The organism is Actinoplanes sp. NPDC051346 (assembly GCF_040682215.1).
Taxonomy (GTDB): domain Bacteria; phylum Actinomycetota; class Actinomycetes; order Mycobacteriales; family Micromonosporaceae; genus Actinoplanes.
This window is the reverse complement of the sequence record NZ_JBFBAJ010000001.1, coordinates 191,844-215,497: the sequence shown is the minus strand read 5'-3', so window position 1 is coordinate 215,497 and position 23,654 is coordinate 191,844. Positions and strand designations below refer to the sequence as shown.

Here is a 23,654-nt window from a genome sequence, read left to right as displayed (position 1 = left end):
ATGCGGATCGCCATCGCGGGTGCCGGCAACGTCGGCCGGTCCATCGCCCAGGAACTCATCGGCAACGGCCACCGCGTGATGCTGATCGAGCGCCAGCCGCGCCAGTTGCGCCCCGAGCGGGTGCCCCAGGCCGAGTGGGTGCTCGCGGACGCGTGCGAGGTCAGCAGCCTCGAGGAGGCCGACGTGGCGGGCTGCGACGTGGTCGTCGCCGCCACCGGCGACGACAAGGCCAACCTGGTCGTGTCTCTGCTGGCCAAGACCGAGTTCGCGGTCAACCGGGTGGTGGCCCGCGTGAACCGGGCCGAGAACGAGTGGCTCTTCACCGAGCAGTGGGGCGTCGACGTCGCGGTGAGCAAGCCCCGGCTGATGGCCGCCCTGGTCGAGGAGGCGGTGACGGTCGGCGACCTGGTCCGCCTGATGACCTTCCGGCAGGGCGAGGCGAACCTCGTCGAGATCACCCTGCCGGCGAACGCACCCTTCGTCGGCCAGCCGGTGCGCGACATCCCGATGCCCCGCGACGCGGCGCTCGTGGCCGTGCTGCGCGGCAAGCGCGTGCTGGTGCCGACGCCGGACGACCCGCTGGAGGCCGGCGACGAGCTGATCTTCGTCTGCACCACCGAGGTCGAGGACGCGGTCCGTGCCGTCGTCCTCGGCAAGCTCGGCGAACTGGGCTAGACCGCTTCGGCCGCTTGCTTCTCGGCGGCCTGGGCGGCGGTCACGCGGTGCACGGCCCAGGCGGTGTACGCGAACGTCGCCGCGTAGATGGGCCAGCTGATCAGGATGCGCACGATGCCGATCGCGTTGGCCTCGTCGGCGAGCCAGAGCCAGCCCTGCACGCCCGCGCGGACGAAGAGGGAGGCGGCCCAGAGCAGGGTCAGCCACTGAAACGTACGGAACAAGCGCGGGTTGGTGAACCAGTCGTGCTTCCCGCCGTTGGCCAGCACGCCCCAGACGTACCCGATGATCGGGCGACGGACCGCGACCGACGCGATCAGCAGGACCACCTGTCCCAGGGTGAGCAGGATGCCCGGCAGGTAGAAATTCTTCGCGTCGCCGGTGCGCCACGCCAGGAAGGCCCCGACCGCGATGCCGAAGATGCCGTTGACCGCGTGCCGGATCGGCTGCTTGCGGCTCAGCCGGTAGGCCCCGATGGCCAGCGCCGAGCCCACGCTGCCGCCGATCGCCCAGTAGAGCGCCGTCTTCTTTCCCAGATCCAGGACCGCGTCGCCGAGCAGCACATTGAGCACCACGAACACGAGCACCGGCAGACTGGACTCGATGAGCCCGCGCACCCCGCCCAACTGCTCGGCGATCTGCTCGCTCATCGAGGGCAGGGGTTCCTCGACCGGGTGCAGGTCGAGTTCCTCGACAACCTCCTCGGCGACCCTCTCCTCCACCGTCTCGTGGGCGGCGTGACGGGGTTCGCTGCCGGGTGTCACCGGGGCGCCTCCAGCTCGTAGTACGGGTTGTAGATGACCTTACGGTCGTCCCGGATCGCGATCCGGCCGCGCGCGGTGAGCTGACGCCCCGGTTCGATACCGACGATCGAACGGCGGCCCAGGAAGACGAGCGTGACCACGTCGCTGCCGTCGTAGAGGTCGGCCTCGAGCGTCGGCAGGTTGGTGCGGGGAGTGTATGCCACTGTACGCAACCGTCCCGACACGGATACGACCTGGCCACGCTGGCACTGCCCGGCCGGCACCGCGCCGCACTTGGCGCTGTCGCGCTGCAACTCCTGAGCGTCCAGCTCCTCCTCGGAGGCGGTCAGCCGCTCCAGGAACCGGCGCAGTCCGGTGGTGCGCTCATCGGTCGTCATGACCTGTGCCGCCTCTGTGCGAGCCGCGAATCCCACCGGCGGAGTACCGGAGGACGGCCCCAGTGTGATCAGGGACCGCCCGTCCACGGTACGCCGGAAGCGCACCCCGTGACCTATCTCACCAAGCGCGAATGGATCTCCGCGCTTGGGGCGCGGGACACACCCTTAGTGGGCGTGGCGGCCGTTCGTGCCAGGCATCTCCTGGTGGGGCGGGGCGTCCGGCGGCGTCGGATCCTCATGGTCGTGATCATGATCGTGATGCTGGGCGGCCTCGGCCATCTCCCGCGGCAGCCGCAGCGGCAGCGCCTCGCGCACCGGCCGGGCCTCGTTGTCGCGGACGACGACCAGCTCCCGCAGGCACTCGCCGAGCACGCCCTCCTGCGCCGGGTCGGCCGCGGCCAGCCCCTGGAAGAGGGCACGGACCATCCACCGCGGCCCGTCCACGCCGACGAACCGGACGTCCGCCGGGCCCTCGGGGGTGTTCACCCGCGCCGCCAGCTCGACGCCGTACGGCCCGTCGACCTCGCGCGGGGCCGCGCCGTCCGCCTTCATCGCTCCCGCGATCTCGTCGCGGACCTCGTCCCAGATCCCCTCGGTCCGCGGCGCGGCGAAGACGCCGAGCTGGAGGGCGCTGTTTCCGTGCACCAGGACGATCTGCTCGACACCGCCCTCCGGGTTGGCCTGCACCCGCACCTCGACACCTTCGACCGCGGGGATCAGCAGGCTGCCGAGATCGAGGCGCTGGACCCCGTCGGGCGCCTGCGCGCTGTCCCAGGGACCGAATTCGGGCGCCGGCGGCAGGTCACCCATGCTCTGAGCGAGCGCCGACGTCTGGGGCGCGTCGTCCGGGCGTACATGCCGCGGGCCTCCGCGCTTGCGGGAGAACATCTGCTTGCCACCTTCCCGATCTAGAGATTCTGCTGCGCGAGCACCGGCGCGGACCCCTGGCCCTGTTCCGGGAGGGCGCCGTGACCGCCGGTGGAGCCGTGGCCGCCGGTGCCGCGCACGCTGTCGTCGAGCTCGTCGACGATGTGGAACACGGCCCGCTCGACCCGCTGGACCACCAGCTGGGCGATGCGGTCCCCCCGTGAGATCGCGACCGGGCGCTCCCGGTCGTGGTTGATGAGATTCACGAGGATCTCGCCGCGGTAGCCGGCGTCGACCGTACCGGGCGCGTTGAGCACCGTCACGCCGAGGCGAGCGGCCAGCCCCGAGCGGGGGTGCACCAGCCCCACGTAACCCTCGGGGAGCGCGATGGCGACCCCGGTCGGCACGCACTTCCACTGCCCGGGCGCGAGCTCCACGCTCTCCGCCGCGTACAGGTCGGCGCCGGCGTCGCCGGGGTGCGCGTACGCCGGCAGCGGCAGTCCGGGGTCGAGCTGGCGGACCTGGATGTCCACGGTTGCTGAGTCCTCACGTCGAGCGGATCGGGCGGCACCCACCCTGCCATCCTGCCGTCATCGCAGACGGAGGCGCGCCGTACCCTCACCAGCGTGACATCCGAGCCCTCCGCACGCACGGCCGAGCCCGCCGCGTACGCCGAGCGGCTGCACGCTCCCTGGTGGATGTGGCCCGCCGCGGCCGGCCTCGCCGGCCTGCTCGCCACCGAGATCTGGATGGGCAGCGACGGACTGCGCGCGTGGGTGCCGTTCGTGGCGCTGCTACCCCTGTCGATGGTGCTCCCCTGGTGGCTGGGGCGCATCCGGGTCGCCGTCACGGCGACCGAGTTCCAGGTCGACGACGCCCGGCTGCCGATCTCGGCCATCGCGGACGCCGTGGCGCTGGACGCCGACGGCCGGCGCGAGGTGCTCGGCGTCGGCTCCCACCCGCTGGCGTTCGTGATCCAGCGTCCCTGGATCAAGGGCGCGGTGCAGGTCGTGCTCGACGATCCCGCGGACCCCACCCCGTTCTGGGTGGTCAGCACGCGGCAGCCGGTCGAATTGGCGACGGCACTGCTGGCGGCGCGCCGCACGGCCTAGCGCTTCTTGCGCAGGTCCTTGACGACCTTGTCGCCCAGGTTCCTGGTGGCCCGGCGGTTGAGATAGCTGGCCACGGCCGCGCCGGTCAGCATCGGGCCCAGCGTGGTCAGGTTGCGCCCGAATCGGCGCAGCAGGCTCGCCTGCAGCTCCTTGCGGGCCGCCGTGCCGAGCACCGTGGCAACCCCGACGCCGGGAATCAGCGGGTTCACGCCGCGCTGGCCGGACCAGGACTGGATCAGGACGGTGGCCTTCTGGCCGGCGGAGCCGGCGATCGGCCGGCCGTACACCTCGTGCAGCTCGCCGATCAGCTTCAGCTCGATGGCGACCACGGCGACCGTCTCGGCGGCCAGGAGCACCGGCGCGGAGAGCAGGGTGGGTGTGACGGCCCACTCGAGCGAGGCCACGCCGCCGCCGGCGGCGCCAACCCCCGCGGTAGCGCGGGAGGCGTTGCGGACGAGGCGCTCGGCGAGCTCGTCGTCGTCGAGGCCGCCGTGATGGCGGCGCAGAGTATCCACATCTCGGATCGGTACGTGCGGGGCGATGTCGGCGACCGCATCGGCCATCCAGCGCAGCGCCGCCCGAGGGCGAAACAATCGGCCGAGCCCGCGCCGGCGCACGTCGCCGACCAGCCTGCCGAGCAGGTGCCGCCGCTTGTCCGGCGCCAGGTCGTCGGCCGTGAGCGCGGCCACGGTGGCGCCGATGTCGGCGTCAGAGGCCCGGTCGGCGGATTCGACCGCCGGCCGTGCGGCATCGGTGAGCGCCGATGCCGGTGTCGGGTCGACCTCGATGAGCTCTCGCCCCGGCTCTGCGGTCGGCGCCGAGTTCTCGTCTGGGCGGCTCATGGTGGTCGACCTCCCCTTCGTCTGCCGTCAGTGACCCTCTACCCAGTGCGACAGGTGGGCACACGGGTCACACGCCGCACGCCCCGCTCCAGGGGTCGCACGACGCCCGGTCGTCGCCGACGACCGGGTGGCTACCACGGCGAGCGCGCGGTCAGGCGCACTCGCGGCAGATCAGTTCCCCGTTGCGCTCGACCGCCAGCTGGCTGCGGTGGTGCACTAGGAAACAGCGGGCGCAGCGGAACTCGTCGGTCTGCATCGGCAGGACCTTGACGGTGAGTTCCTCGTCGGCCAGGTCGGCACCGGGGAGCTCGAAGCTCTCCGCCACCTCGACCTCGTCGACGTCCACTGCGCCCGATTGCGAGTCGGCGCGGCGGGCCTTGAGCTCCTCGAGGCTGTCCTCGCCGAGGTCGACCTCGTCGCGACGCGGGGCGTCGTAGTCGGTGGCCATCGGTTTTCACTCTCCTGTATCGATGTGTCACTTGGCGTAAGTAACGCCGGCGACGACGTTTCGGTTCCCGTTGTGACGGACTTTTCTCCCTGGCCCAGACAGCAGGGAACGACCATCCGCCGAGGCGCTCCCACCCCCTTGTGAAACTGCCCCGGCAAACGCGGCACCTTACCGCCCTAGTGGGACGCTTGTACGTTCGTGGGCGGCCAATTGTTCCCGATGTGACTGAGGCGACATCAAGGTAGGGGGCGAAGCCCGTGGATCATCGTCGCCGCGCCGGGAACATTCCCTGTTTCCGCGCGCGTCGGAGTAGACGCTAACCTCACCGCAGACTCTTGCCGCCACCCCCACCTCACCTGGAGTACTGCACCATGAGCTTTGCGCGCGTTCGAGCGCTCGTCGTGGTCGGCGTACTCGCCGTGGCCGCGGTGGTCTTCGTCGTGGTGGCGCTGGTCCGCGACACCCAGGGTGACGCCGTGGTGGGTGGCGGGTGCCCCACCGGTTCCGTCCTGGCCGACGTGACGCTGCCGGACGACGCGGAGCAGGTCACGGTCAAGGTCTACAACGGCACCGACCAGCCCGGCCTGGCCGACAACGTCACCAACGAATTCAAGAACCGGCGCTTCCAGACCCAGAAGCCCGCCGAGAACAACAAGAAGGTCGACGGCGTCGCGGTCATGCGGTACGGCCCGGACGCGGTCGGCTCGGCCTGGCTGCTGCGGGCGTACTTCCTGAACCAGGCCGACCCGCAGTACAACCCCAAGCGCAAGGGCGCGGTGGTCGACGTCGTGATCGGCAGCCAGTTCCAGCAGCTGGCCACGACCACCGAGGTCAACCAGTCGCTGGTCGAGCTCGGCGAGCCGCAGGTGCCGCCGGGCGCCTGCCCGGCACCGGCCAAGAAGGACTCCTGACCGGACCCGCCCGGGCCGTCAGCGACCGTCAGGGACCGCCGGCGGCGTCGAGCTCCACGAGCGCGTCATGCAGCGCGGGAAAGAGCGCCGGCGGCGCGGCCACCAGCATGTCCTCGCTGGCGCTGCGTCCGTCGAGTCCGGACACCCACAGGCCCGCCTCGACGGCGATCAGCCCGCCGGCCGCGTGGTCCCAGGCGTGCAGCCCCTTCTCGAAGTAGGCGTCCACCCCGCCCTCGGCCGCCAGGCACAGATCCAGTGACGCCGCGCCGAAGCGGCGAATGTCACGCACTCGGGTGATCAACGCCGCCAGCACGGCTCCCTGATGCGCGCGGCGCGCCGGGTCGTAGCCGAAGCCGGTCGCGACAAGTGCCTGGTTCAGGGACGTCCGCGTGGAGCCGCTCAACCGCCGCTCACCGCGCCACGCGCCACCGCCCCGCGTCGCGGTCCACTCGTCGCCGGTCGCGGCGTTGCGGACCACTCCGGCGACCACGACGCCGTCCACCTCAGCGGCCAGCGACACCGCGTACTGCGGGAGGCCGTAGAGGTAGTTCACCGTGCCGTCGATCGGGTCGAGGATCCAGCGGACCCGGCCGGCCGGTGCGGCGCTGTCGCCGTACTCCTCGCCCAACACGCCGTCGCCCGGCCGCTCGCGCCGCAGCGCCTCGACCACGTCGCGCTCGACGGCCTTGTCGGCCGCCGTCACCACGTCGGTGTCGGTACTCTTGGTCTGCACGTCGGTGACCCCCTCGGCGCGCATGCGCCGAGCCGTCCCGGCGGCCTCCCGCGCGATCCGCACGGCGATCGCCAACAACTCCTCCGGCGCCGGCACCTCGGCGTTTTCGACCACTCCACACCGCCCTTTCAGCAGCTACCATTCTCCCGCCCGGCGCACGAAGAGAGGTCGGCGACCCCCTGCGGCGTGCTGCGGCGGGAGGATCTCGCTGGACGGCGCTACAATTCACCCCTGCCCGCGCTTCACGGACACCGCCAGCAAGCCCCGTCCGCGTTCCGCGGGCTCCCACACCACACCGGCCAGCCTCGTTTCGCCGCGTGCTGCGCTGGGCCCATGGCCGTGTTTCATCGCCCTCCGGAAGGTCATTCGTGACAGAAGCCCACCAGACCGGTGCCGACGTTCGCTCTCTCACCGAGGCCCTGATCGCCCACGCGCAGGGTGCGGGCGGGCAGATCACGTCGGCCGAGGTCGTGCAGACGGTTGAGTCCGCCGAGGTGACTCCGGCTCAGGCCAAGAAGATCCTCCGCGCCCTCGTGGACGCGGGCGTCACGGTCGTCGTCGACGGCTCGGCCAGCACCCGCCGCCGGGTCGCCGCCGCGCGCGCCGCGACCCCGGCCTCGAAGGCGACCACCGCCAAGGCCACCCGTGCCCCCGCCAAGAAGGCCGCGCCGGCGCCGAAGCAGGGGGCGACCGAGACCGACGCCTCCGCCGCGACGCCCGGTCCCGCCAAGAAGGCCGCCGCGAAGAAGGCGGCCGGCCCGGCGAAGAAGGCCGCCGGTCCGGCGAAGGCCACCAAGGCCGCGGGCGAGGGTGGACCCGCGGAGGGCGAGGAGATCGACCCCGAGGAACTCGCCGCCGACCTCGAGGACGTCGTCGTGGAGGAGCCGGCCGCCATGGTGCAGGCCGCCGCCACCGACGCCGCCAGCTCGGCCACCGACGGCGACTTCGAGTGGGACGACGAGGAGTCGGAGGCGCTCAAGCAGGCTCGCCGCGACGCCGAGCTGACCGCCTCGGCCGACTCGGTCCGCGCCTACCTCAAGCAGATCGGCAAGGTCCCCCTGCTGAACGCCGAGCAGGAGGTCGAGCTCGCCAAGCGCATCGAGGCCGGGCTCTACGCCGCCGAGCGCCTGCGCGCCTGCGACGAGGGCGAGGAGAAGCTCGACCGCAACTTCGAGCGCGACCTGCGCTGGATCGGCCGCGACGGCGAGCGCGCCAAGAACCACCTGCTCGAGGCCAACCTGCGCCTGGTGGTGTCGCTGGCCAAGCGCTACACCGGCCGCGGCATGGCGTTCCTGGACCTCATCCAGGAAGGCAACCTGGGCCTGATCCGCGCGGTCGAGAAGTTCGACTACACCAAGGGCTACAAGTTCTCCACGTACGCCACCTGGTGGATCCGCCAGGCCATCACCCGCGCCATGGCCGACCAGGCCCGCACCATCCGCATCCCGGTGCACATGGTGGAGGTCATCAACAAGCTCGGCCGCATACAGCGTGAGCTGCTCCAGGACCTGGGCCGCGAGCCCACCCCGGAGGAACTGGCCAAGGAGATGGACATCACCCCGGAGAAGGTGCTGGAGATCCAGCAGTACGCCCGGGAGCCCATCTCGCTCGACCAGACCATCGGCGACGAGGGCGACAGCCAACTCGGCGACTTCATCGAGGACTCCGAGGCGGTCGTCGCGGTCGACGCGGTCTCGTTCTCGCTGCTGCAGGACCAGCTCCAGCAGGTGCTGCAGACGCTGTCGGAGCGCGAGGCGGGCGTGGTCCGGCTGCGCTTCGGTCTGACCGACGGCCAGCCGCGGACGCTCGACGAGATCGGCCAGGTCTACGGGGTGACCCGCGAGCGCATCCGCCAGATCGAGTCGAAGACGATGTCGAAGCTGCGGCACCCGTCGCGCTCGCAGGTGCTGCGCGACTACCTGGACTGATCCGGGTCGCGGGGACGAGGACGCGGCCGCGCGCTTACCGGCGCGCGCGCCGCACATCGTCGGCGTGCTCGCGTGTGGGCGTGTGGGCGTCTCCGGCGGGTGGGCGACCCACGTGTGGCGCCAGCTCGGCGGCCGGGCGGTGCCCCACTCGTCTGGCGGGCGGCGCTCCTACTCGTTTGGCGGGCGGTGCCCCGCTCGTTTGGCGGGCGGTGCCCCGCTCGTTCGGCGGGCGGTGCCCCCACTCGTTCGGCGGGCGGTGCCCCCACTCGTTCGGCGGGCGGTGCTCCCGTGTGGCGGTCGCCTCACATGCGGCGGTCGGCTCCCGTGTGGCGATCGCTTCTTGTGGGGCGATCGCTTCCCGTGAAGCGGCAGTTTCACTGTGGCGGTGGGGATACGGACAGTGACGGTGCGACCGGTGACGGTGGTATGGCGGGCGAATGCCCGGCTGGGTCGCAGTCGGACTACCGACGGGCGCGCTCCATCGCCGGGCGGGCGGCATCCGACCGGGACCAAGATCAGTTGTCCGGTACTGGACACGGACAGCTTGATCAATACCGGAAAACCAGTCAGGTAGTCAACACTGCGTGCCCTTTTGGTCACTACCCGTACATCATCGGGTGGTAACCAGACCGTTGTGCAGAAGTGATCGTTGACGTGGCACCCTTGGTGCACGGCACACTAGCCGGACCACGTGTGACTTGGGTCCCCCCGGGGCACTGTGGGAAGGCTGCAAGGGCCAATGGTGTTGCACGATGGGTGAGCATTAGCCGAGGAACATGTTCATCGGTGACGACCAGAGGAGGAAGGCGATGACCCCGACTCTCACGCCGCCGGCGGGAAGCGTGGCCGGAACAGCAGCCGATGAACGGTGCGACCGCTGCAATGCAGCCGGAAAGCTCCGTTTGACCCTGGCTGGTGGAAGCGAGCTGGTGTTCTGCGGGCACCACGCCAACAGGTACGCCGAGGACCTGGTGAAGATCGCGGTGCAGTATGCCGCCGACCCCGAGTTCACGTGGCGCGGCGCGGAAATGATGTCTAACTCCAACTAACCCCATAGGCTGCGAAAGGGCGTCCCGTGCCGGGGCGCCCTTTTTCATGCCGTCGGTCCGCGGTCGCTCCGCGGGACGAGCCGGGCGACGATCGCGGCGAGCAGCCTCCCGGCGTCCCCCGAGCGGGTGAATCCGCGCAAGAAGCCGCGACATGTTCTCGCGGATCGGATTCTCCGGCCGGCCCGCACCGGTCCAGCCCGACCGCCGGCGGCTCGAGGGTCTGGATCGTGGGCTCAGAGGGTCTGGATCGTGGCGATGCGCTCCTCGAGCTGCTCGATCGTCGCCTGGGCGCTCGGCGGGCCCCCGCACAACCGCCGCAGCTCCGCATGGATCTTGCCATGGGGCAGGTTGGTGCGGTGATGGTGGGCGGCCACCAAGGCGTTCAACCGGCGGCGCAGCGTCACCCGGCGCTCGGCGGCGGGCATCGTCGCCACCGGCTCCCGAGGGGCCGGTACGGCATCCGCTGAGGCCGTCGCCGCCGCCCTCTTCTGGGCCGCGAGCTGCGCCGACTGGCGCTTGCTCAGCAGGACCGCCACCTGGTCCGGGGTCAGCAGGCCCGGCAGCCCCAGGTATTCCTCCTCCTCGGGCGTGCCCGTCCGCGCCCCGGTGCCGAACGAGGCGCCGTCGTAGATCACCTGGTCGAGCTCCGCCGTCGCCGACAGGGCCTCGAAGCGCTTCTCGAGCTCGCCCTCGGCGTCCTCGGACCGCTGGGCCCGCTCGAGGAGGGCGTCGTCCAGGCCGTCCGGGTCCTTGGGGGCGCCGAGGATGTGGTCGCGCTGCACCTCCATCTCGCTGGCGAGGCCGAGCAGGTGCGGCACGCTGGGCACGAACACCGTCGCGGTCTCGCCCTGGCGGCGGGCCCGGACAAAACGGCCGATCGCCTGGGCGAAGTAGAGCGGGGTCGAGGCGCTGGTGGCGTACACGCCGACGGCCAGGCGGGGGATGTCGACGCCCTCGGAAACCATGCGGACCGCGACCATCCAGCGCTGCTCGGAGAGCGCGAACTCCGCGATGCGCGCCGAGGCGCCCTGGTCGTCCGAGAGGACCACGACGGGCTTCTCCCCGGCGACGGTCTCCAGCAGCTTCGCGTACGCCCGGGCGGTCTGCTGATCGCTCGCGATGACCAGGCCGCCCGCGTCCGTGATGCCGTGCGACCGCAGCCTGGACAGCCGGGCGTCGGCGGCACGCAACACCTGCGGCATCCAGTCACCGCGGTGGTCGAGGGCGGTGCGCCAGGCCTGGGCGATCAGGTCCTTGGTCATGGGCTCGCCCAAGCGGGCCGCGAGCTCGTCGCCCGCGCTGGTGCGCCAGCGGGTCTCACCCGAGTACGCCAGGAAGATCACCGGGCGGACGACGCCGTCGCGCAGGGCGTCGCTGTAGCCGTACACCGAGTCGGAGCGGGAGCGTTGCAGGCCGTTCTCGCCGCGCTCGTACTCCACGAACGGGATGGGGTTGTCGTCGGAACGAAACGGCGTCCCCGTCAGCATCAGCCGCCGCTCGGCCTCGTCGAAGGCCTGCTTCACGCCGTCGCCCCAGGTGCGGGAATCGCCGGCGTGGTGGATCTCGTCGAGGATGACAAAGGTCGGACGGGTCATGGTGCGCCGCCGGTGCACCGCGGGCGCCATGCCCACCTGCGCGTACGTCAGCACGGCCCCGTGGAAGTCGCGCGCGCTGTGCACGTCGGAGTTGCGGAACGCCGAGTCCAACTGGATGCCCACCCGGGCCGCCGCGGACGCCCACTGCGTCTTCAGGTGCTCGGTGGGACAGACCACCGTGACCGCCTCGACCGTGCCGTCGCAGAGCAGTTCGGCCGCGATGCGCAGAGCGAAGGTCGTCTTGCCGGCGCCCGGTGTCGCCACCGCCATGAAGTCGGCGGAGCGTTTGCGCAGGTAACGCACCAGCGCCTTGCGCTGCCAGTCACGCAGCGGGGGGAAGGTATCGAGATTCGGCAACGGCGGACTCAAGCTGCGGCGATCCCTTCCAGTCACACAAACGCCTCCGCGGAAAGCCGCGGAGGCCGGACCCAGCATAGCGGCGGGAGCCGACAATCTCGCGCGGCATGACCGGCCGGGGCGAGCGACCAGACGGCTACGGCACGGCCACCGGGGCCGACCACCGGCGGTACAACGCCAGCAGTCGTACCCCCGTCACGCCGGCCACAGCCGCGGCCAGAGTGATCGGATCAGCGACGTCGAGCCAGCTCAGCACGGTGACCGCGACGGCACCGCCCAGGGCCGCCACCGCGTAGATGTCCCGCTGGAGGACCACCGGGATCTCCGCGGTGACCAGGTCGCGGGCCAGACCGCCGCCGATCGCCGTGAGCATTCCCACTAAGCAGGCGCCCACCGCCGGCACACCGGCGTCGAGCGCCTTGAGCGTGCCGGTCACGGTGAAGAGGCCGAGCCCGGCGGCGTCGAGGAGCAGCACCGTACGCCGAAGCCGGTTGAGTTGCGGATGCAGCCAGAAGACGGCCACGGAGGCGACGACGGCCGTCACGGCGTAGCGCCAGTCGGAGAAGGCCAACGGGGGCACCGCGCCGATCACGAGGTCGCGCAGGATGCCGCCGCCGAGAGCCGCCAGGAACCCGACGAACGCCACACCGAACAGGTCGAGCCGCTTCGCGACCGCGGCGCTGGCGCCGGAAGCCGCGAAGACCGCCACACCGATCAGGTCCGCGACGAGCAGGCTGTAGCTTCCCGTCACGCGCCGTTCTCCCCGATCAGACCTTCATCGACTCGTAGATCTCCTTGCACTGCGGGCACACAGGCGAACCCGGCTTCGGTGTCTTCGTCACCGGGAACTTCTCCCCGCAGAGCGCCTCCACGAATGTTCCCATGACGGCGCTCTCGGCGATCTTCTCCTTGCGCACGTAGTGGAACATCTCCGGCCCGGTGTCCGCGTCCTTCGTCTCCGGGCGCTCGAGGATCTGCGTGCTCACGGCGTCTGCCTCTCGTCGATACAAAAGTCCTGACCGCCGCGAGCCCCCCGGCCTCCGCGGCGGAAGCTCCAACCTGCAAGTCTGACACCTCACGCCGGCTCGGTCCAACGACGGTGGCCCTGCTCGGGGCCGTACCGTTGCCATCGTGACCGATTCCACGCGGCCGGTGGGCCGCTTCTCCATCCGATACGGCGACCATGTGACCCGGGCCCGCCGCGACGGCCAGCCCGTCGTGGCGCTCGAGAGCACGATCGTCTCGCACGGGCTGCCCCGCCCCGACAACCTGCGCGTCGCCCGCGAGATCGAACAGACCGTCCGCGACAACGGCGCCGTGCCCGCCACCATCGGCATGATCGGCGGCGAGCTCGTCGTCGGCCTCGAGGACGCCCAGATCGAGCACCTCGCGGGCGCCGACGGGGTCGCCAAGCTGTCCGTACGCGATCTGGCGGTCGCCGCCGCCACCGGCGCGGACGGCGCCACGACCGTGGCCGCGACCAGCGCGGTCGCCGCGGCGGCCGGCATCGGCGTCTTCGCCACCGGCGGCCTCGGCGGGGTGCACCGGGAGGCCAACACGACGTTCGACGAGTCGGCGGACCTGACCACGCTGGCGCGTACGCCGATCGTCGTGGTCTGCGCGGGCGTCAAGTCGATCCTCGACGTGGGCGCGACCCTGGAGCGCCTCGAGACGCTCGGCGTCTCCGTCGCCGGTTACGGCACCCGCCGCTTCCCCGGCTTCTTCGTCACCGACGGCGGCTTCGACGTCGACTGGCAGCTCGACACCCCCGCCGCGGTCGCGGCCGCGATGGCGGCCCGCGAGGACCACGACGTGGCTAGGGGCGCGCTCGTGCTGGGCAACCCGCTGCCGACCGACGAGCAGCTCGACACGGCCCTGCACGACCGGACGTTGGCCGAGGGCCTCGAACTGCTGGCCCGCGACGGCGTCACCGGCAAGGCGGTTACGCCGTTCCTGCTGTCGCACTTCCACAGCAGCACGCAGGGCAAGAGCCTGGAGGTAAACGTCCGCATCATCCTGCGCAACGCCGCCCTGGCCGCACAGATCGCCGTCGCGGCCACCCCGGCCCACCCGGCGCTCGGGTTCTCGCTGCCCCAATGAGCGAGGGTGCGAGTGCCGCCTCGACCAGCGAGCGTGCGAACGCCGCCGCCTCGACGAGCGAGCGCGCGAACGCCGCCCCAACCAGCGAGCGCGCGAACGCCGCCCGCGCGGGCGTGATCGTCGTCGGCGACCTGGTCACGGACGTGCTGGTGGTGCGGTCCGGGCCATTGGCCACCGGGTCGGACACCGACGCGCGGATCCGGGTCGGCGGCGGCGGGCAGGCGGCGAACACGGCCGCCTGGCTCGCCCACGCCGGCGCGCCCGTCACCCTCATCGCGGCGGTCGGCGAGGACGCCGGCGGCCGGGAACGGGTCGCCGAGCTCACCGCGGCCGGGGTGCGGTGCGACGTGCGGCACCACCCGGGCGCGGCGACCGGCAGCGTGGTCGTGCTCAGCACCCCCGACGAGCGGACGATGATCACCGACCGCGGCGCGGCGCTGCTGCTGGCGCCGGCCGATGTCACGTCCGCCGTCGAGGCCGCACCCGACGCCGGGCACCTGCACCTGTCCGGTTATCCGCTGTTGCATCCCGAATCCCGGCCCGGCGGGCTGGCAGCGCTCGCGGCGGCCCGCAAGCGGGGCCTGACAACCAGCGTCGACGCGGCCTCCGCGGCTCCCCTACGGCGGTCGGGCGACTTTCTGGATTTGGTACGGGGGGTCGACCTGCTGCTCTGCAACGCGGACGAGGCGGAAGTCCTCGCCGGCCCGGGCACGGCGGAGGCGCAGGCGGTGATCCTCGCCTCGTCCGCCCGCAACGTGGTCGTCAAACGCGGGGGCGACGGTGCCGTCTGGGGAACCCGAGACGGGGTGTTGCGGTCGGTCGCGGGTGTCCGCGTACCGTCGATTGATCCGACCGGCGCGGGCGACGCCTTCGCGGCGGGCGTGCTGGAGGCATGGTGTTCCGGCGCGGAGCCGGAGGCCGCGCTGGCAGCCGGCGCCGCTCTTGGCGCCGCGGCCGTGCAGCGGGTGGGCGCGCGCCCTTAGCCGCGAGCGCCGCCACCCCGCAGCGTGCCGTCCGCCCCGCAGCGTGCCGTCCGCCCCGCAGCGTGCCGTCCGCCCCGCAGCGTGCCGTCCGCCCCGCAACGTGCCGCCAACCGCAACACGCGCAACGCGCCGCCAGCACACAGCGCACCGTCAGCCCGGCAACGTGACGCCAGCCCGCAACACGCGCAACGTGACGCCAGCCCGCAACACGCGCAACGTGACGCCAGCCCGCAACGCGCCGCCAACACACAGCACACCGTCAACGCGAAGCCCTTTGCCCTGCGCCTGCTTTGCGCAAATGCGCGCCGTCAGCGCAAAAGCGCGCCTGCGCCGAAGCAGTGGCTGAGTCGGAAGGCGCGCCCGGCCAGAGTCGCCCCGGACCAAAGCCGCGCCCGGACCGAAGCCGCGCCCGGACCGAAGCCGCGCCCGGACCGAAGCCGCGCCCGGACCGGAGCCGCGCCCGGGGTAGGCCGGAGTCGGGGTGGCCGGAGTCGGGGTGGGCCGGAATCGGGGTGGGCCGGAATCCGGGGTGGGCCGGAGTCGGGGTGGGCCGGAGCCGGGGGCCGGAGCCTGACCGGGTGGGCAGAAGTCCGGGTGGGCAGAAGCCGGAGCGGGTTGGGCCGGAGCCTGACCGGCCGGGCCGGAGCCGAAGCGGCTGGTCTGGAGCCGGAGCGGGTGGGTCGGGTCAGGGCTCGACGTCGATGGTGCGGTGGGCGGGCGGCTCGTCCGGGTTCTGCTCGACAGCGCGCTGCACGGGCTGCTGCTGCTGCGGCGCTGGCGGGTGGGCCTTGCTCTTCGGCGGGCGGTCGTTGGCGATCAGGACCGCGGCCCAGGGCAGGAATACCATCCCGGCGGCGCAGAGGATGAGCCAGAGTGGGAGCAGCGGGGGCCGGACGCTGATGAGGACGGCGCCCAGGATGAGACATCCGGCGCGGAGGCCCATCATCGTTACATAACGGATCTGTCGGCTGCGGAGTTGATCTTCCTGGCTGCGGGCGGCGTCGGTGATTAGCACCGGCCGCTCCGGCTGCTTCTTCACCGGCACATCCTCGCACTGCCGCGCGTTCGCAGACCACCCGGCGCCGGTCCTTCAAGTCCGACCCGCAGCGGCCGATCAAGAAGAGCGTGTTGACGAGTTCGCCCGTCCTGAAGCGGCGCCGGTGGTCCGGCGTCGCGCTTGTGGTCGTGGTCGCGCTTGTCGGGTGCGGCGCGTCGTGGGGTGCCGCGCGGGGCGCCGAAGGCACCGAGCAGCGCTACGCCGCTCAGCTCATGGACCGCTACACCAGCGATCTCCAGCGGGCCATCGCCAACGAGCTGCAGCGGTACGGCGACACGCTCGCCGACGTCGCGATCGCACTCGGCGCCCAGGACGACCTCAACGCCGAGCACTTCACCTGGATCACCTCCAAGGTGAGCAACCGCCGCCTGCCCGGCGCGACGTCGCTGAGCTTCGTGGTCTCCTCGCAGGACACGGGCGTCGCGATGCTCGAGGAGTACTGGCGTGGCAAGGGCGCGCCCGACCTGCGCCTGAAGCCGATGGGCACCGGCATCGAGCACACGTTCGTCATCTTCACCAAGTCGTTCGACGGCCAGCCGGTCACCACGGGCGGGGACCTCAACAACACGCCCGACGCCGACGCGACCCTGGACGAGGCGCGGATCGTCGGCGGCCTGGCGGTGAGCCGGGCCTACGTGTTCCCGACCGACCGCCACCTGCCCGCCGCCCAGCAGCAGCAGTCGTTCACGCTGGCCATGCCGGTGTACTTCAAGAACGGCCCCATCCGTGGCTGGCTGAGCCTGGGCGTGCACGGCGGCGACCTGCTCAACGAGACGTTGCGGGCGCAGGCGCACGGCGCGGTGACGGCCGAGCTGGCCGACCCCGACAGCGCGAGCGACCGGGCGGTCGCCCAGGCGACCGCCGCCGAGGCACGCCCCTCCACGGCGCTGAGCCGCCAGGCCTACATCGCCGCCGGGCTGCGGATGTGGCGGTTGCAGGTGCACCCGACCGAGCGGCTGCTCGCGGAGTCCAACCGGGGCATCGTCGGCTCGACCTGGACGCTCGGGCTGACGATCACCCTGCTGCTGACCGCGCTGGTCGGCATCCTCACCGGCGCCCGGAACCGGGCCATGAGCAAGGTCGACGCGGCCACCGCCGCCTTGCGTCTCGACATCGAGCGCCGCCAGGAGGTCGAGACCAAGCTCCGGCAGCGCGAGAACGAACTGCAGCGGATGGCCTTGCACGACCCGCTGACCGGGCTGGCCAACCGGACCGGCCTCGACGACCGGCTCGCCCGCGCGGTGGGCGACCGCACGGACGTGGCGCTGCTGCTCATCGACCTGGACGACTTCAAGCTGGTCAACGACGCGTACGGGCATGCCGCCGGCGACGCGATGCTGACCAGCTTCGCCGAGATCCTCGCCTCCTCGGTCCGCGCCGAGGACGTGGCGGCCCGGATCGGCGGCGACGAGTTCGTCGTCCTGCTCACCGACGTGCCCGACGCCGACTCGGCCCTGACCGCCGCGCATCGCATCCTCGCCACCGCCGCGGCCACCCCGGTGCGCCTCGGCGACGACATGCTGCCGGTCCGCGCCAGCGTCGGCGTGGCCACGACCCGCGCCGGCGACACGCCCAAGGACCTGCTGCGCCGCGCCGACATCGCGATGTACCAGGCCAAACACCTCGGCACGCACGGCGTCCAGCTGTACGACCCGACGATGACCGACGCCCGCGCGGCCGACGCCCAGATGGCCGAGGACCTCGCCGGCGCCCTGGAGCGCGGCGAACTGACCGTGCTCTACCAGCCGCTCGTGGATCTCGCCGACAGCCGCCCGATCGGTGTCGAGGCGCTGGTCCGCTGGCAGCACCCTGAGCTCGGGGTGGTCTCCCCCACCCGGTTCATCCCGATCGCCGAGCGCAACGGCACGATCAACACCCTCGGCCTATGGGTACTGCGGGAGGCGTGCGCGCAGGTCGTCGCGTGGGACAGCAACACCTACGTCAGCGTCAACCTGTCCCCCCGCCAGCTGCAGGAACCGACGCTGGTGGCCGACGTCCTCGCCGTACTCCAGCTCACCGGCCTGGAACCGGGTCGCCTGGTCCTCGAAATCACCGAGTCGGCACTGGTCGACGACGTCGTCGGCATCACCATGCTGGCCGAGTTCCGCGCGCACGGCATCCGGGTGGCCATCGACGACTTCGGTACGGGCTACTCCTCGCTGCACTACCTCACCCGACTGCCGGTCGACATCCTGAAGATCGACCGCAGCTTCGTGGCGGAACTCAACGGCACCCCGGAGGGCGCCGGCATCACCGAGGCGATCCTGCGGCTGAGCCACGCCCTGCACCTGACCACGGTGGCCGAGGGCATCGAGACCACCGAGCAGGCCACCGAGCTGCAAATGCTGGGCTGCGGCATCGGCCAGGGCTACCTCTTCGCGGAGCCGCTGCCCGCCTCGCGAATGCTCAGCCTGTTGACGAGCTCTTCGCAGCCGCCTTCATCTCTTTCTTGAAGGCACGCACCCTGACCAGCGAGTCCCCGTCGACGATGTCGGCCACCGAACGGTGCGCCCCCTCCTCCCCGTAGGCGCCCGCGGCCTCCCGCCAGCCGGGCGGCTGGACGTCGTACTGCTTGCCGAGCAGCGCGACGAAGATCTGCGACTTCTGCTTACCGAACCCCGGCAACGCCCCCACCCGCTTGAGCAACTCCTTGCCGTCCGCGGCGTCGCGCCACAGGTTGGCCGCGTCCCCGCCGTAATTGCCGACCAGCGCCCGGCACACCTCCTGCACCCGCGCGGCCATCGCCTTCGGAAAACGGTGCAGGGCCGGCGGCTTGGCGAAGATCGCGATCAGCGCCTCAGGGTCGAACTCGGCGAGCTCCTCGGCGGTGGGTGCGTGGCCGAGCCGCTGCGCGAGCACGTACGGCGAACTGAACGCCTTCTCCAGCGGAATCTGCTGGTCCAACACCATGCCGATGAGCAGTGCCAACGGGTCGGTGGAGAGCAGCTGGTTGGCCTCGTCGGCGATGGGCAGCGAGAACGTCATGACGTCATCTTGCTACACCAGCCAGACCCAAGACCTTGGCCGGATATGCCCGAGCCAGGCGGTGTGACGCAGGTCCTCTAGACAACTTCTGGGCGATGCGGCAACCTCTAGGTTGTCTAGATGACCTGGAGGACCGATGGCGAAGACGCCGCTCTACGTGCGGATCGAGCGTGCCCTGCGGGCTCGGCTCGCCGGAGCCCAACCCGGTGACCTGGTGCCGGCGGAGTCCGCCCTCGCCGAGGAGTTCGGCGTCGCGCGGATGACCGTGCGCGCCGCGCTCAACGCTCTGGAGGCCGACGGCCTCATCGAGCGGGTGCAGGGTCGGGGCACCTTCGTGCGTCAGCGTCCCGCGCCCCGTGCCGCCGCCACGCTGATGAGCTTTCACGACCAGGTGCTCAGCTGGGGTCGGAGGCCGTCGTCGCGACTGGTCGAGGCCGAGGTGCGGCCGGCGAGTGCCGAGGAGGCCGCCGCGTTGCAGCTCACCGCGGCCGCGCCGCGGGTGATTTCGATCGTCCGGGTGCGGCTCGCCGACGACGTGCCGATGGCGATCGAGTACGCGAGCTTTCCGCCGCAACTGACCGCGCTGCTCGACGTCGACCTCGAGGCGGGTTCGCTGCACCGGGTCCTGCACGATCTCGGGCTGCGGCCGACCCTCGGTTCCTCCACGCTCAGCGCCCAGCTCGCCGGCGCCGACGGCGGCCATCTGCAGGTCGCCGCCACCGAGCCGCTGCTGGTCGAGAGCCGCGTCATCGTCGACCAGCACTCGCAGCCCCTCGAGCACTCGGTCAGCCGCTACGTCGGCACCCGCTACTCGCTGCACGTCACGTTCGACGTGCAACCACCCCGGACAGGAGACACCCGATGAACGTCGCCAAGATGATCGACCACGCGCTGCTGCGTCCCGAGCTGACCCCCGAGGACGTACGGGAGGGCTGCGCGGTCGCCGCACGGCACGGCGCGGCCTCGGTGTGCGTACGCCCTGCCGATGTGGCGCTGGCCGCGGCCGCGCTCCACGGCACCGGCGTGCTGGTCGGCACGGTGGTGGGCTTCCCGCACGGCAGCACTCCCCCGGCGGTGAAGGTGGCCGAGACCCTCGCGGTCGTCGAGGCGGGCGCGGACGAGATCGACGTGGTACTCGCCATCGGCATGCTGCGCGGCGGCGAGCACGCGTACGTACGCGACGACCTCGCCGCGGTGGTGGCCGCCGCGCAGGGCCGGGTGGTCAAGGTGATCCTCGAGACGGCGTACCTGACCGACGAGGAGAAGGTGCACGGCTGCCGTCTCGCCGAGAGCGCGGGCGCGCACTTCGTGAAGACCAGCACCGGCTTCGCGCCGGGCGGCGCGACCCTCGACGACATCCGCCTGATGCGCGCGACCGTGTCACCCGCCGTCGAGGTCAAGGCCTCGGGCGGCGTCCGTACGCTGGCCGCGCTGCTCGCCCTCTACGAGGCGGGGGCGACCCGCTTCGGCACCACCGCGACCGAGGCCATCGTCGCCGAGCAGGTCGCCCTCGAGCGCGGCGAAACCCCGGCCGTCACCGCCGCGGACGTCGCCGGCGGCTACTGATTCAGCGCCTCCGCCACGCGGGCGGCCAGGGACCGGTCGGCCGCCAGCATCTGCTTGGCCTGGGGATCTGCCAAGGCGGTGGAGACCCCGTGCACCAGATTCGCGCGCAGGTATCCGGCGGTCCGCGCCGGCAGCCGCTCCCGCAGTTCGTGCAGGGCGGCGAGGACGCGGAGCTGGTCGACCGGAGCGAGCTGAAGCCGGAGCAGGTTCATCTCGTCGACGATCTCGGGCACTACCGGACCACGCGGCGCCCGCGCGGCGGCGAGACACTCCAGGACGTCCGGGACCAGGCGCCGGAAGTAGCTGCTCCGCACGAACGCCCGCAGCCAGCGGAACACGTCGGCGATCGGGAGCCGGCCGGCGTCGCGGGTTAGCATGCCCAGCAGCAGCCGGGCGGCCCGGCCGAAGTGCAGCTGCGAGGCCGCCTGCTCCGGCCCCCCGCTGAGCAGGGCGTCCACCGCCCGGGTGTAGCACGCCACCAGCGTCTCGGGATCGCCGCCCGCCGCACCGACCCAGACCCGCACGAGCGCGTGCGCCACCGACTCGGCGTCGTCGTCGCCCAGGGCCACCACGGTGGTGACGGCGTCGGGCATCCACCGGGCCAGGGGTTCGGCGGCCCACCGGACCAGGTCGGCGGCGGGGTCGGCGGTGAGGTGCAGGCGGTTGGCGACCCGGTCGTACGCCACCGTGCCCCAGGCGCCGGGCGTGCCTGAGGTGGCGCCGGCGGTGCTCCAGCGCAGGTCCACGGCTGGGAAGCGGCGCTCGCTCGTGGGGTCGAGGACCAGGTCGCGGCGGTCGCCGTCCCAGGTGCGGATGACCGTCAGCGTGCCGACGAGGTCGTTCCAGATGCTGGAAGGAACCGCCGCCTCCCACTGCAGCGCGGCGCCGCGCAGCCAGAAGGCCGGGTCGGCGGCGTGGACGAACAACTCGGAGGCGCGCAGCGGCTCACCGCAGGCGAGCGCGAGCAGGGCCAGATTCAGCGAGTACGTAGACATCAGGTGATCCGCGCGCTTGTCGACCGGGCGGTATTCCTGAGGCGGCAACGCGGGCCGGATCAGCGCGGCGCGCAGGGCGTCCACCAGCCACGCCCGGATCACGGCGCGGTCTTCGCCGGCGAGCATCGACGAGACGAAGGGCAGCACGGTAGCCCGGGCGGCCAGCGGCGCGAAGCCCAGCAGCGTACGCACCAGACCCTCGTCCCGGGCGCCGCCGAGGGACAGCCGCGCCACGGCCGCCCGCGCCGCCGTGTCCCGCAGGGCCCGTACCACGAGCCGGGCCACCAGGAACTCCCCGAAGGTGGCGTGCAGGAACTCGTACGTCTGCAGTGTCCGGTCGTCCTGCACGGCCTGGGACCGCTGGATGAAGAAGAAGCGCCCGATCAGCTCCTCGCCGCCGGTCAGCGGCCGGTGGAAAGCCTCGGTGCGACCCCGCACCGACGTGAGGCCGAGTGCGGCGAGGTCGGCGTCCAACTCCCGCTCGGTGACCGACTGGCGGAGCCGGTTGAACATCGCGAACGCCACCACCGACAGGCGGACCAGCTCCTCCTCGACCAGCGCCGGCAGCGCCGCATCGGGCTCGCGCGGGTGCAGCCGGCGCACCTCACGCTCCGCGAAACTGCTCAGCAGCCGCTCGTAGAGTTCGGCGGTGTCGAGCGAGGCCTCGCTCTGCAACGCGTGCGTGGCGGCGTCGTAGAGCACGAGCATGAGCAGCAGCAGCGGCTGCTCGCAGAAGTCCGGGAAGCGCGCGAGAACCTCCGGCGGCAGCGGCCGGTGCTCCGGTCGGCCGGCGTTCGCCCTGTTCCAGGTCGCCAGCCAGGCGGCGATCTGGGCCTCGTCGAATCCCTCCAGCCGCACGGCGAGGGTGCCGGCGGGCAGCCTGGCCCGGTCGGCCACGGCCAGGCGGCTGGTGACGACGACCGCCACCGGACGCCCGAGGACGGACTCGCGATGCTGGAACGCCGCCACCTTCTGCAGATAGTCGGACTGGTGGACGCCGGTCGCCTGGATCAGCTCGTCGAACCCGTCGAGCAGGATCACCGGCAGCGCGCCGGCCGCGGCGCGAGTCAGCTCCGGCCAGGCGACGCTCTCCCCTATCGCGGCGCGTACGGCCAACTCGACCTGGTCCTGAATGCCCGCCTCGGCCGGCACGTCGCGCAGCACCACCCGGACGACGAGGAAGTCGGCGGCGGGCAGTCGCGCCGCCAGCACCCGGGTCAACGCCGACTTGCCCGCGCCCGGCTGGCCGAGCAGCACCAGCGGCGCCTCGAACGCCTGCGGCGTGGTGAGGTAGCCGGCGAGAAAGGCGGCCAGGTCGCCGCGGATCTCGCCGGTCCACCACGAATCCTCCGCCGGGCGGGAGTTCGGTGACGCGACCCGCGCCCGGAACCTCGGATCGAGATACGCCTCCGCCAGCGACCAGACCGCGACGGTGTCGCCGCGCAGCACGGGCAGCTCCAGATCGGCGTGGTAGGCCGCCGCGAGCGCGGCCCGCCAGCCCTCGGCCCGCCGCCCGGACCCTGCCCGTTCCAGCAGCTCCCGAAGCTCCCGCAGGCTGTGGCCGATCGCCCGGCGGTCCGCGCGCTCGACCCAGAAACCGAACTCCGGCACGTCCACGGCCAGACGCAGGCTCGTCTCCTCGTACCGGCGCAGCGCCAGGCCGGGGAGCCGGGCGTCGATCAGATCGCCGGCGGCACGGCGGTCACGCTCGCTCGCCTGCTCCCAGACCGCCAGACCCTCGAGGAACCCCCGCAGCCGGATGCTGGCGGCGGCGTAGAACTCGGCCAGCTCCGCGGCCAGGCCCCGCTGTGCCACCGACGGGACCGGAATGTGCGCGGTGACCAGCGACTCCAGCCAGTCCCCTGCCAGGGGCGTGCCGGTGGAGAGCAGGATCTGCTCGTCGCGGGTCAGGCCGGGTGCGCCGATCCCGGCCCGCGCCACCACCTGGTCGAAAGCCTCGAAGTAGGCGGCGAGCACCAGCACGGCATGTGCGGCCTGGAGGCGGCTGCTGCGGTCGTGGCGGGCTAATCCCCGTACCGAATCGGAAAGCTGGCCGACCACGACGTGGCCGAGACGGACCATCTCGGTCTTGGCGTCGAAGAGCGACAGAGCCGCCGCCGAGCCGCCCGCGGTGGCCACCGACAGCACCCCACCGATGAGGTCGTCGACCGCTTTGGCCGCGGGGCCCGCCCCGTCGAGCAACTTGACGGCATCGACGTAACGCAATCCCCTGGCCATCCGACCATGATGTCGGGTGCGGGGGCGACGGCCAAGACCGATTGCCGCGGACGCGCACTCCGCCAGCTGAGT

The 23,654-nt window shown here is 72.1% G+C and carries 23 protein-coding genes; 10 read left to right on the top strand and 13 right to left on the bottom strand.

The annotated features are described in order from the left end of the window. On the top strand, positions 1-675 hold the full coding sequence (locus AB0M36_RS00930) for a TrkA family potassium uptake protein (RefSeq protein WP_364150408.1): 675 nt from the start codon (positions 1-3) through the stop codon (positions 673-675). On the opposite strand, the gene AB0M36_RS00925 is transcribed toward AB0M36_RS00930, so the two are convergent. The 4 genes from AB0M36_RS00925 to dut all read right to left on the bottom strand — a co-directional run bounded on the left by AB0M36_RS00925 (position 672) and on the right by dut (position 3,216). After that, positions 672-1,439, bottom strand: coding sequence for a DUF3159 domain-containing protein (locus AB0M36_RS00925; protein WP_364150405.1), 768 nt, complete (start codon positions 1,437-1,439; stop codon positions 672-674). The genes AB0M36_RS00930 and AB0M36_RS00925 overlap by 4 nt on opposite strands. Beyond that, positions 1,436-1,816, bottom strand: coding sequence for an OB-fold nucleic acid binding domain-containing protein (locus tag AB0M36_RS00920; protein WP_364150402.1), 381 nt, complete (start codon positions 1,814-1,816; stop codon positions 1,436-1,438). Before AB0M36_RS00920 ends, AB0M36_RS00925 begins: the two co-directional genes overlap by 4 nt. 165 nt (positions 1,817-1,981) lie before the next feature. Further along, entirely contained in the window at positions 1,982-2,704 is a 723-nt protein-coding gene (locus tag AB0M36_RS00915; protein WP_364150399.1) for a DUF3710 domain-containing protein, read from the bottom strand. 20 nt (positions 2,705-2,724) lie between these two features. Further along, on the bottom strand, positions 2,725-3,216 hold the full coding sequence (dut, locus tag AB0M36_RS00910) for a dUTP diphosphatase (RefSeq protein WP_364150396.1): 492 nt from the start codon (positions 3,214-3,216) through the stop codon (positions 2,725-2,727). A gap of 93 nt (positions 3,217-3,309) precedes the next feature. On the opposite strand from dut, the gene AB0M36_RS00905 reads away from it, so the two are divergent. After that, the gene (locus AB0M36_RS00905; RefSeq protein WP_364150394.1) at positions 3,310-3,795 is read left to right on the top strand and encodes a DUF3093 domain-containing protein; all 486 of its coding nucleotides are present in this window, start codon (positions 3,310-3,312) and stop codon (positions 3,793-3,795) included. Here AB0M36_RS00905 and AB0M36_RS00900 read toward each other — a convergent pair. Further along, positions 3,792-4,637 carry a hypothetical protein gene (locus AB0M36_RS00900; RefSeq protein WP_364150392.1) on the bottom strand — a complete coding sequence of 282 codons (846 nt, stop codon included), beginning with the start codon at positions 4,635-4,637 and terminating at the stop codon, positions 3,792-3,794. The two genes, AB0M36_RS00905 and AB0M36_RS00900, sit on opposite strands and share 4 nt — an antisense overlap. A gap of 151 nt (positions 4,638-4,788) precedes the next feature. Then, entirely contained in the window at positions 4,789-5,085 is a 297-nt protein-coding gene (locus tag AB0M36_RS00895) for a DUF4193 domain-containing protein (protein ID WP_023561654.1), read from the bottom strand. A 371-nt stretch (positions 5,086-5,456) separates the two neighbouring features. Here AB0M36_RS00895 and AB0M36_RS00890 point away from each other — a divergent pair, with 371 nt between their 5' ends. After that, positions 5,457-5,996, top strand: coding sequence for a LytR C-terminal domain-containing protein (locus tag AB0M36_RS00890; RefSeq protein WP_364150390.1), 540 nt, complete (start codon positions 5,457-5,459; stop codon positions 5,994-5,996). Between the two features lie 28 nt (positions 5,997-6,024). Here AB0M36_RS00890 and AB0M36_RS00885 read toward each other — a convergent pair whose 3' ends face one another. After that, positions 6,025-6,843, bottom strand: coding sequence for an inositol monophosphatase family protein (locus AB0M36_RS00885; RefSeq protein ID WP_364150387.1), 819 nt, complete (start codon positions 6,841-6,843; stop codon positions 6,025-6,027). Between the two features lie 254 nt (positions 6,844-7,097). On the opposite strand from AB0M36_RS00885, the gene AB0M36_RS00880 reads away from it, so the two are divergent. Then, a complete protein-coding gene (locus AB0M36_RS00880) occupies positions 7,098-8,657 on the top strand; it encodes an RNA polymerase sigma factor (protein ID WP_364150385.1) in 1,560 nt (519 codons plus the stop codon). 809 nt (positions 8,658-9,466) lie between these two features. Beyond that, positions 9,467-9,706 (top strand): hypothetical protein, encoded by a 240-nt coding sequence (locus AB0M36_RS00875; protein ID WP_106129273.1) that lies wholly within the window; start codon positions 9,467-9,469, stop codon positions 9,704-9,706. Positions 9,707-9,939: 233 nt separating this feature from the next. On the opposite strand, the gene AB0M36_RS00870 is transcribed toward AB0M36_RS00875, so the two are convergent. From AB0M36_RS00870 to AB0M36_RS00860, 3 genes are all read right to left on the bottom strand, one after another. Further along, positions 9,940-11,670, bottom strand: coding sequence for a DEAD/DEAH box helicase (locus tag AB0M36_RS00870; RefSeq protein ID WP_364150382.1), 1,731 nt, complete (start codon positions 11,668-11,670; stop codon positions 9,940-9,942). 124 nt (positions 11,671-11,794) lie between these two features. Continuing rightward, on the bottom strand, positions 11,795-12,409 hold the full coding sequence (locus AB0M36_RS00865) for a TRIC cation channel family protein (protein WP_364150379.1): 615 nt from the start codon (positions 12,407-12,409) through the stop codon (positions 11,795-11,797). Positions 12,410-12,425: 16 nt separating this feature from the next. Beyond that, on the bottom strand, positions 12,426-12,644 hold the full coding sequence (locus tag AB0M36_RS00860; protein WP_364150377.1) for a DUF3039 domain-containing protein: 219 nt from the start codon (positions 12,642-12,644) through the stop codon (positions 12,426-12,428). Between the two features lie 166 nt (positions 12,645-12,810). On the opposite strand from AB0M36_RS00860, the gene AB0M36_RS00855 reads away from it, so the two are divergent. Beyond that, positions 12,811-13,758: a pseudouridine-5'-phosphate glycosidase gene (locus tag AB0M36_RS00855; protein WP_364152166.1), complete on the top strand. Its 948-nt coding sequence runs from the start codon at positions 12,811-12,813 to the stop codon at positions 13,756-13,758. Next, positions 13,755-14,741: a PfkB family carbohydrate kinase gene (locus AB0M36_RS00850; protein ID WP_364150375.1), complete on the top strand. Its 987-nt coding sequence runs from the start codon at positions 13,755-13,757 to the stop codon at positions 14,739-14,741. Before AB0M36_RS00855 ends, AB0M36_RS00850 begins: the two co-directional genes overlap by 4 nt. 685 nt (positions 14,742-15,426) lie before the next feature. On the opposite strand, the gene AB0M36_RS00845 is transcribed toward AB0M36_RS00850, so the two are convergent. Next, positions 15,427-15,780, bottom strand: coding sequence for a DUF3099 domain-containing protein (locus tag AB0M36_RS00845; protein ID WP_364150373.1), 354 nt, complete (start codon positions 15,778-15,780; stop codon positions 15,427-15,429). A gap of 86 nt (positions 15,781-15,866) precedes the next feature. On the opposite strand from AB0M36_RS00845, the gene AB0M36_RS00840 reads away from it, so the two are divergent. Continuing rightward, the gene (locus AB0M36_RS00840; RefSeq protein ID WP_364150371.1) at positions 15,867-18,251 is read left to right on the top strand and encodes a bifunctional diguanylate cyclase/phosphodiesterase; all 2,385 of its coding nucleotides are present in this window, start codon (positions 15,867-15,869) and stop codon (positions 18,249-18,251) included. On the opposite strand, the gene AB0M36_RS00835 is transcribed toward AB0M36_RS00840, so the two are convergent. Beyond that, positions 18,205-18,783: an HhH-GPD-type base excision DNA repair protein gene (locus AB0M36_RS00835; RefSeq protein WP_364150368.1), complete on the bottom strand. Its 579-nt coding sequence runs from the start codon at positions 18,781-18,783 to the stop codon at positions 18,205-18,207. The two genes, AB0M36_RS00840 and AB0M36_RS00835, sit on opposite strands and share 47 nt — an antisense overlap. Before the next feature lie 136 nt (positions 18,784-18,919). Here AB0M36_RS00835 and AB0M36_RS00830 point away from each other — a divergent pair, with 136 nt between their 5' ends. After that, the gene (locus tag AB0M36_RS00830) at positions 18,920-19,648 is read left to right on the top strand and encodes a GntR family transcriptional regulator (RefSeq protein ID WP_364150366.1); all 729 of its coding nucleotides are present in this window, start codon (positions 18,920-18,922) and stop codon (positions 19,646-19,648) included. Further along, entirely contained in the window at positions 19,645-20,349 is a 705-nt protein-coding gene (gene deoC / locus AB0M36_RS00825; protein WP_364150363.1) for a deoxyribose-phosphate aldolase, read from the top strand. Before AB0M36_RS00830 ends, deoC begins: the two co-directional genes overlap by 4 nt. On the opposite strand, the gene AB0M36_RS00820 is transcribed toward deoC, so the two are convergent. Further along, the gene (locus tag AB0M36_RS00820) at positions 20,343-23,582 is read right to left on the bottom strand and encodes a hypothetical protein (RefSeq protein WP_364150360.1); all 3,240 of its coding nucleotides are present in this window, start codon (positions 23,580-23,582) and stop codon (positions 20,343-20,345) included. The two genes, deoC and AB0M36_RS00820, sit on opposite strands and share 7 nt — an antisense overlap. Between the last annotated feature and the right edge of the window lie 72 nt (positions 23,583-23,654).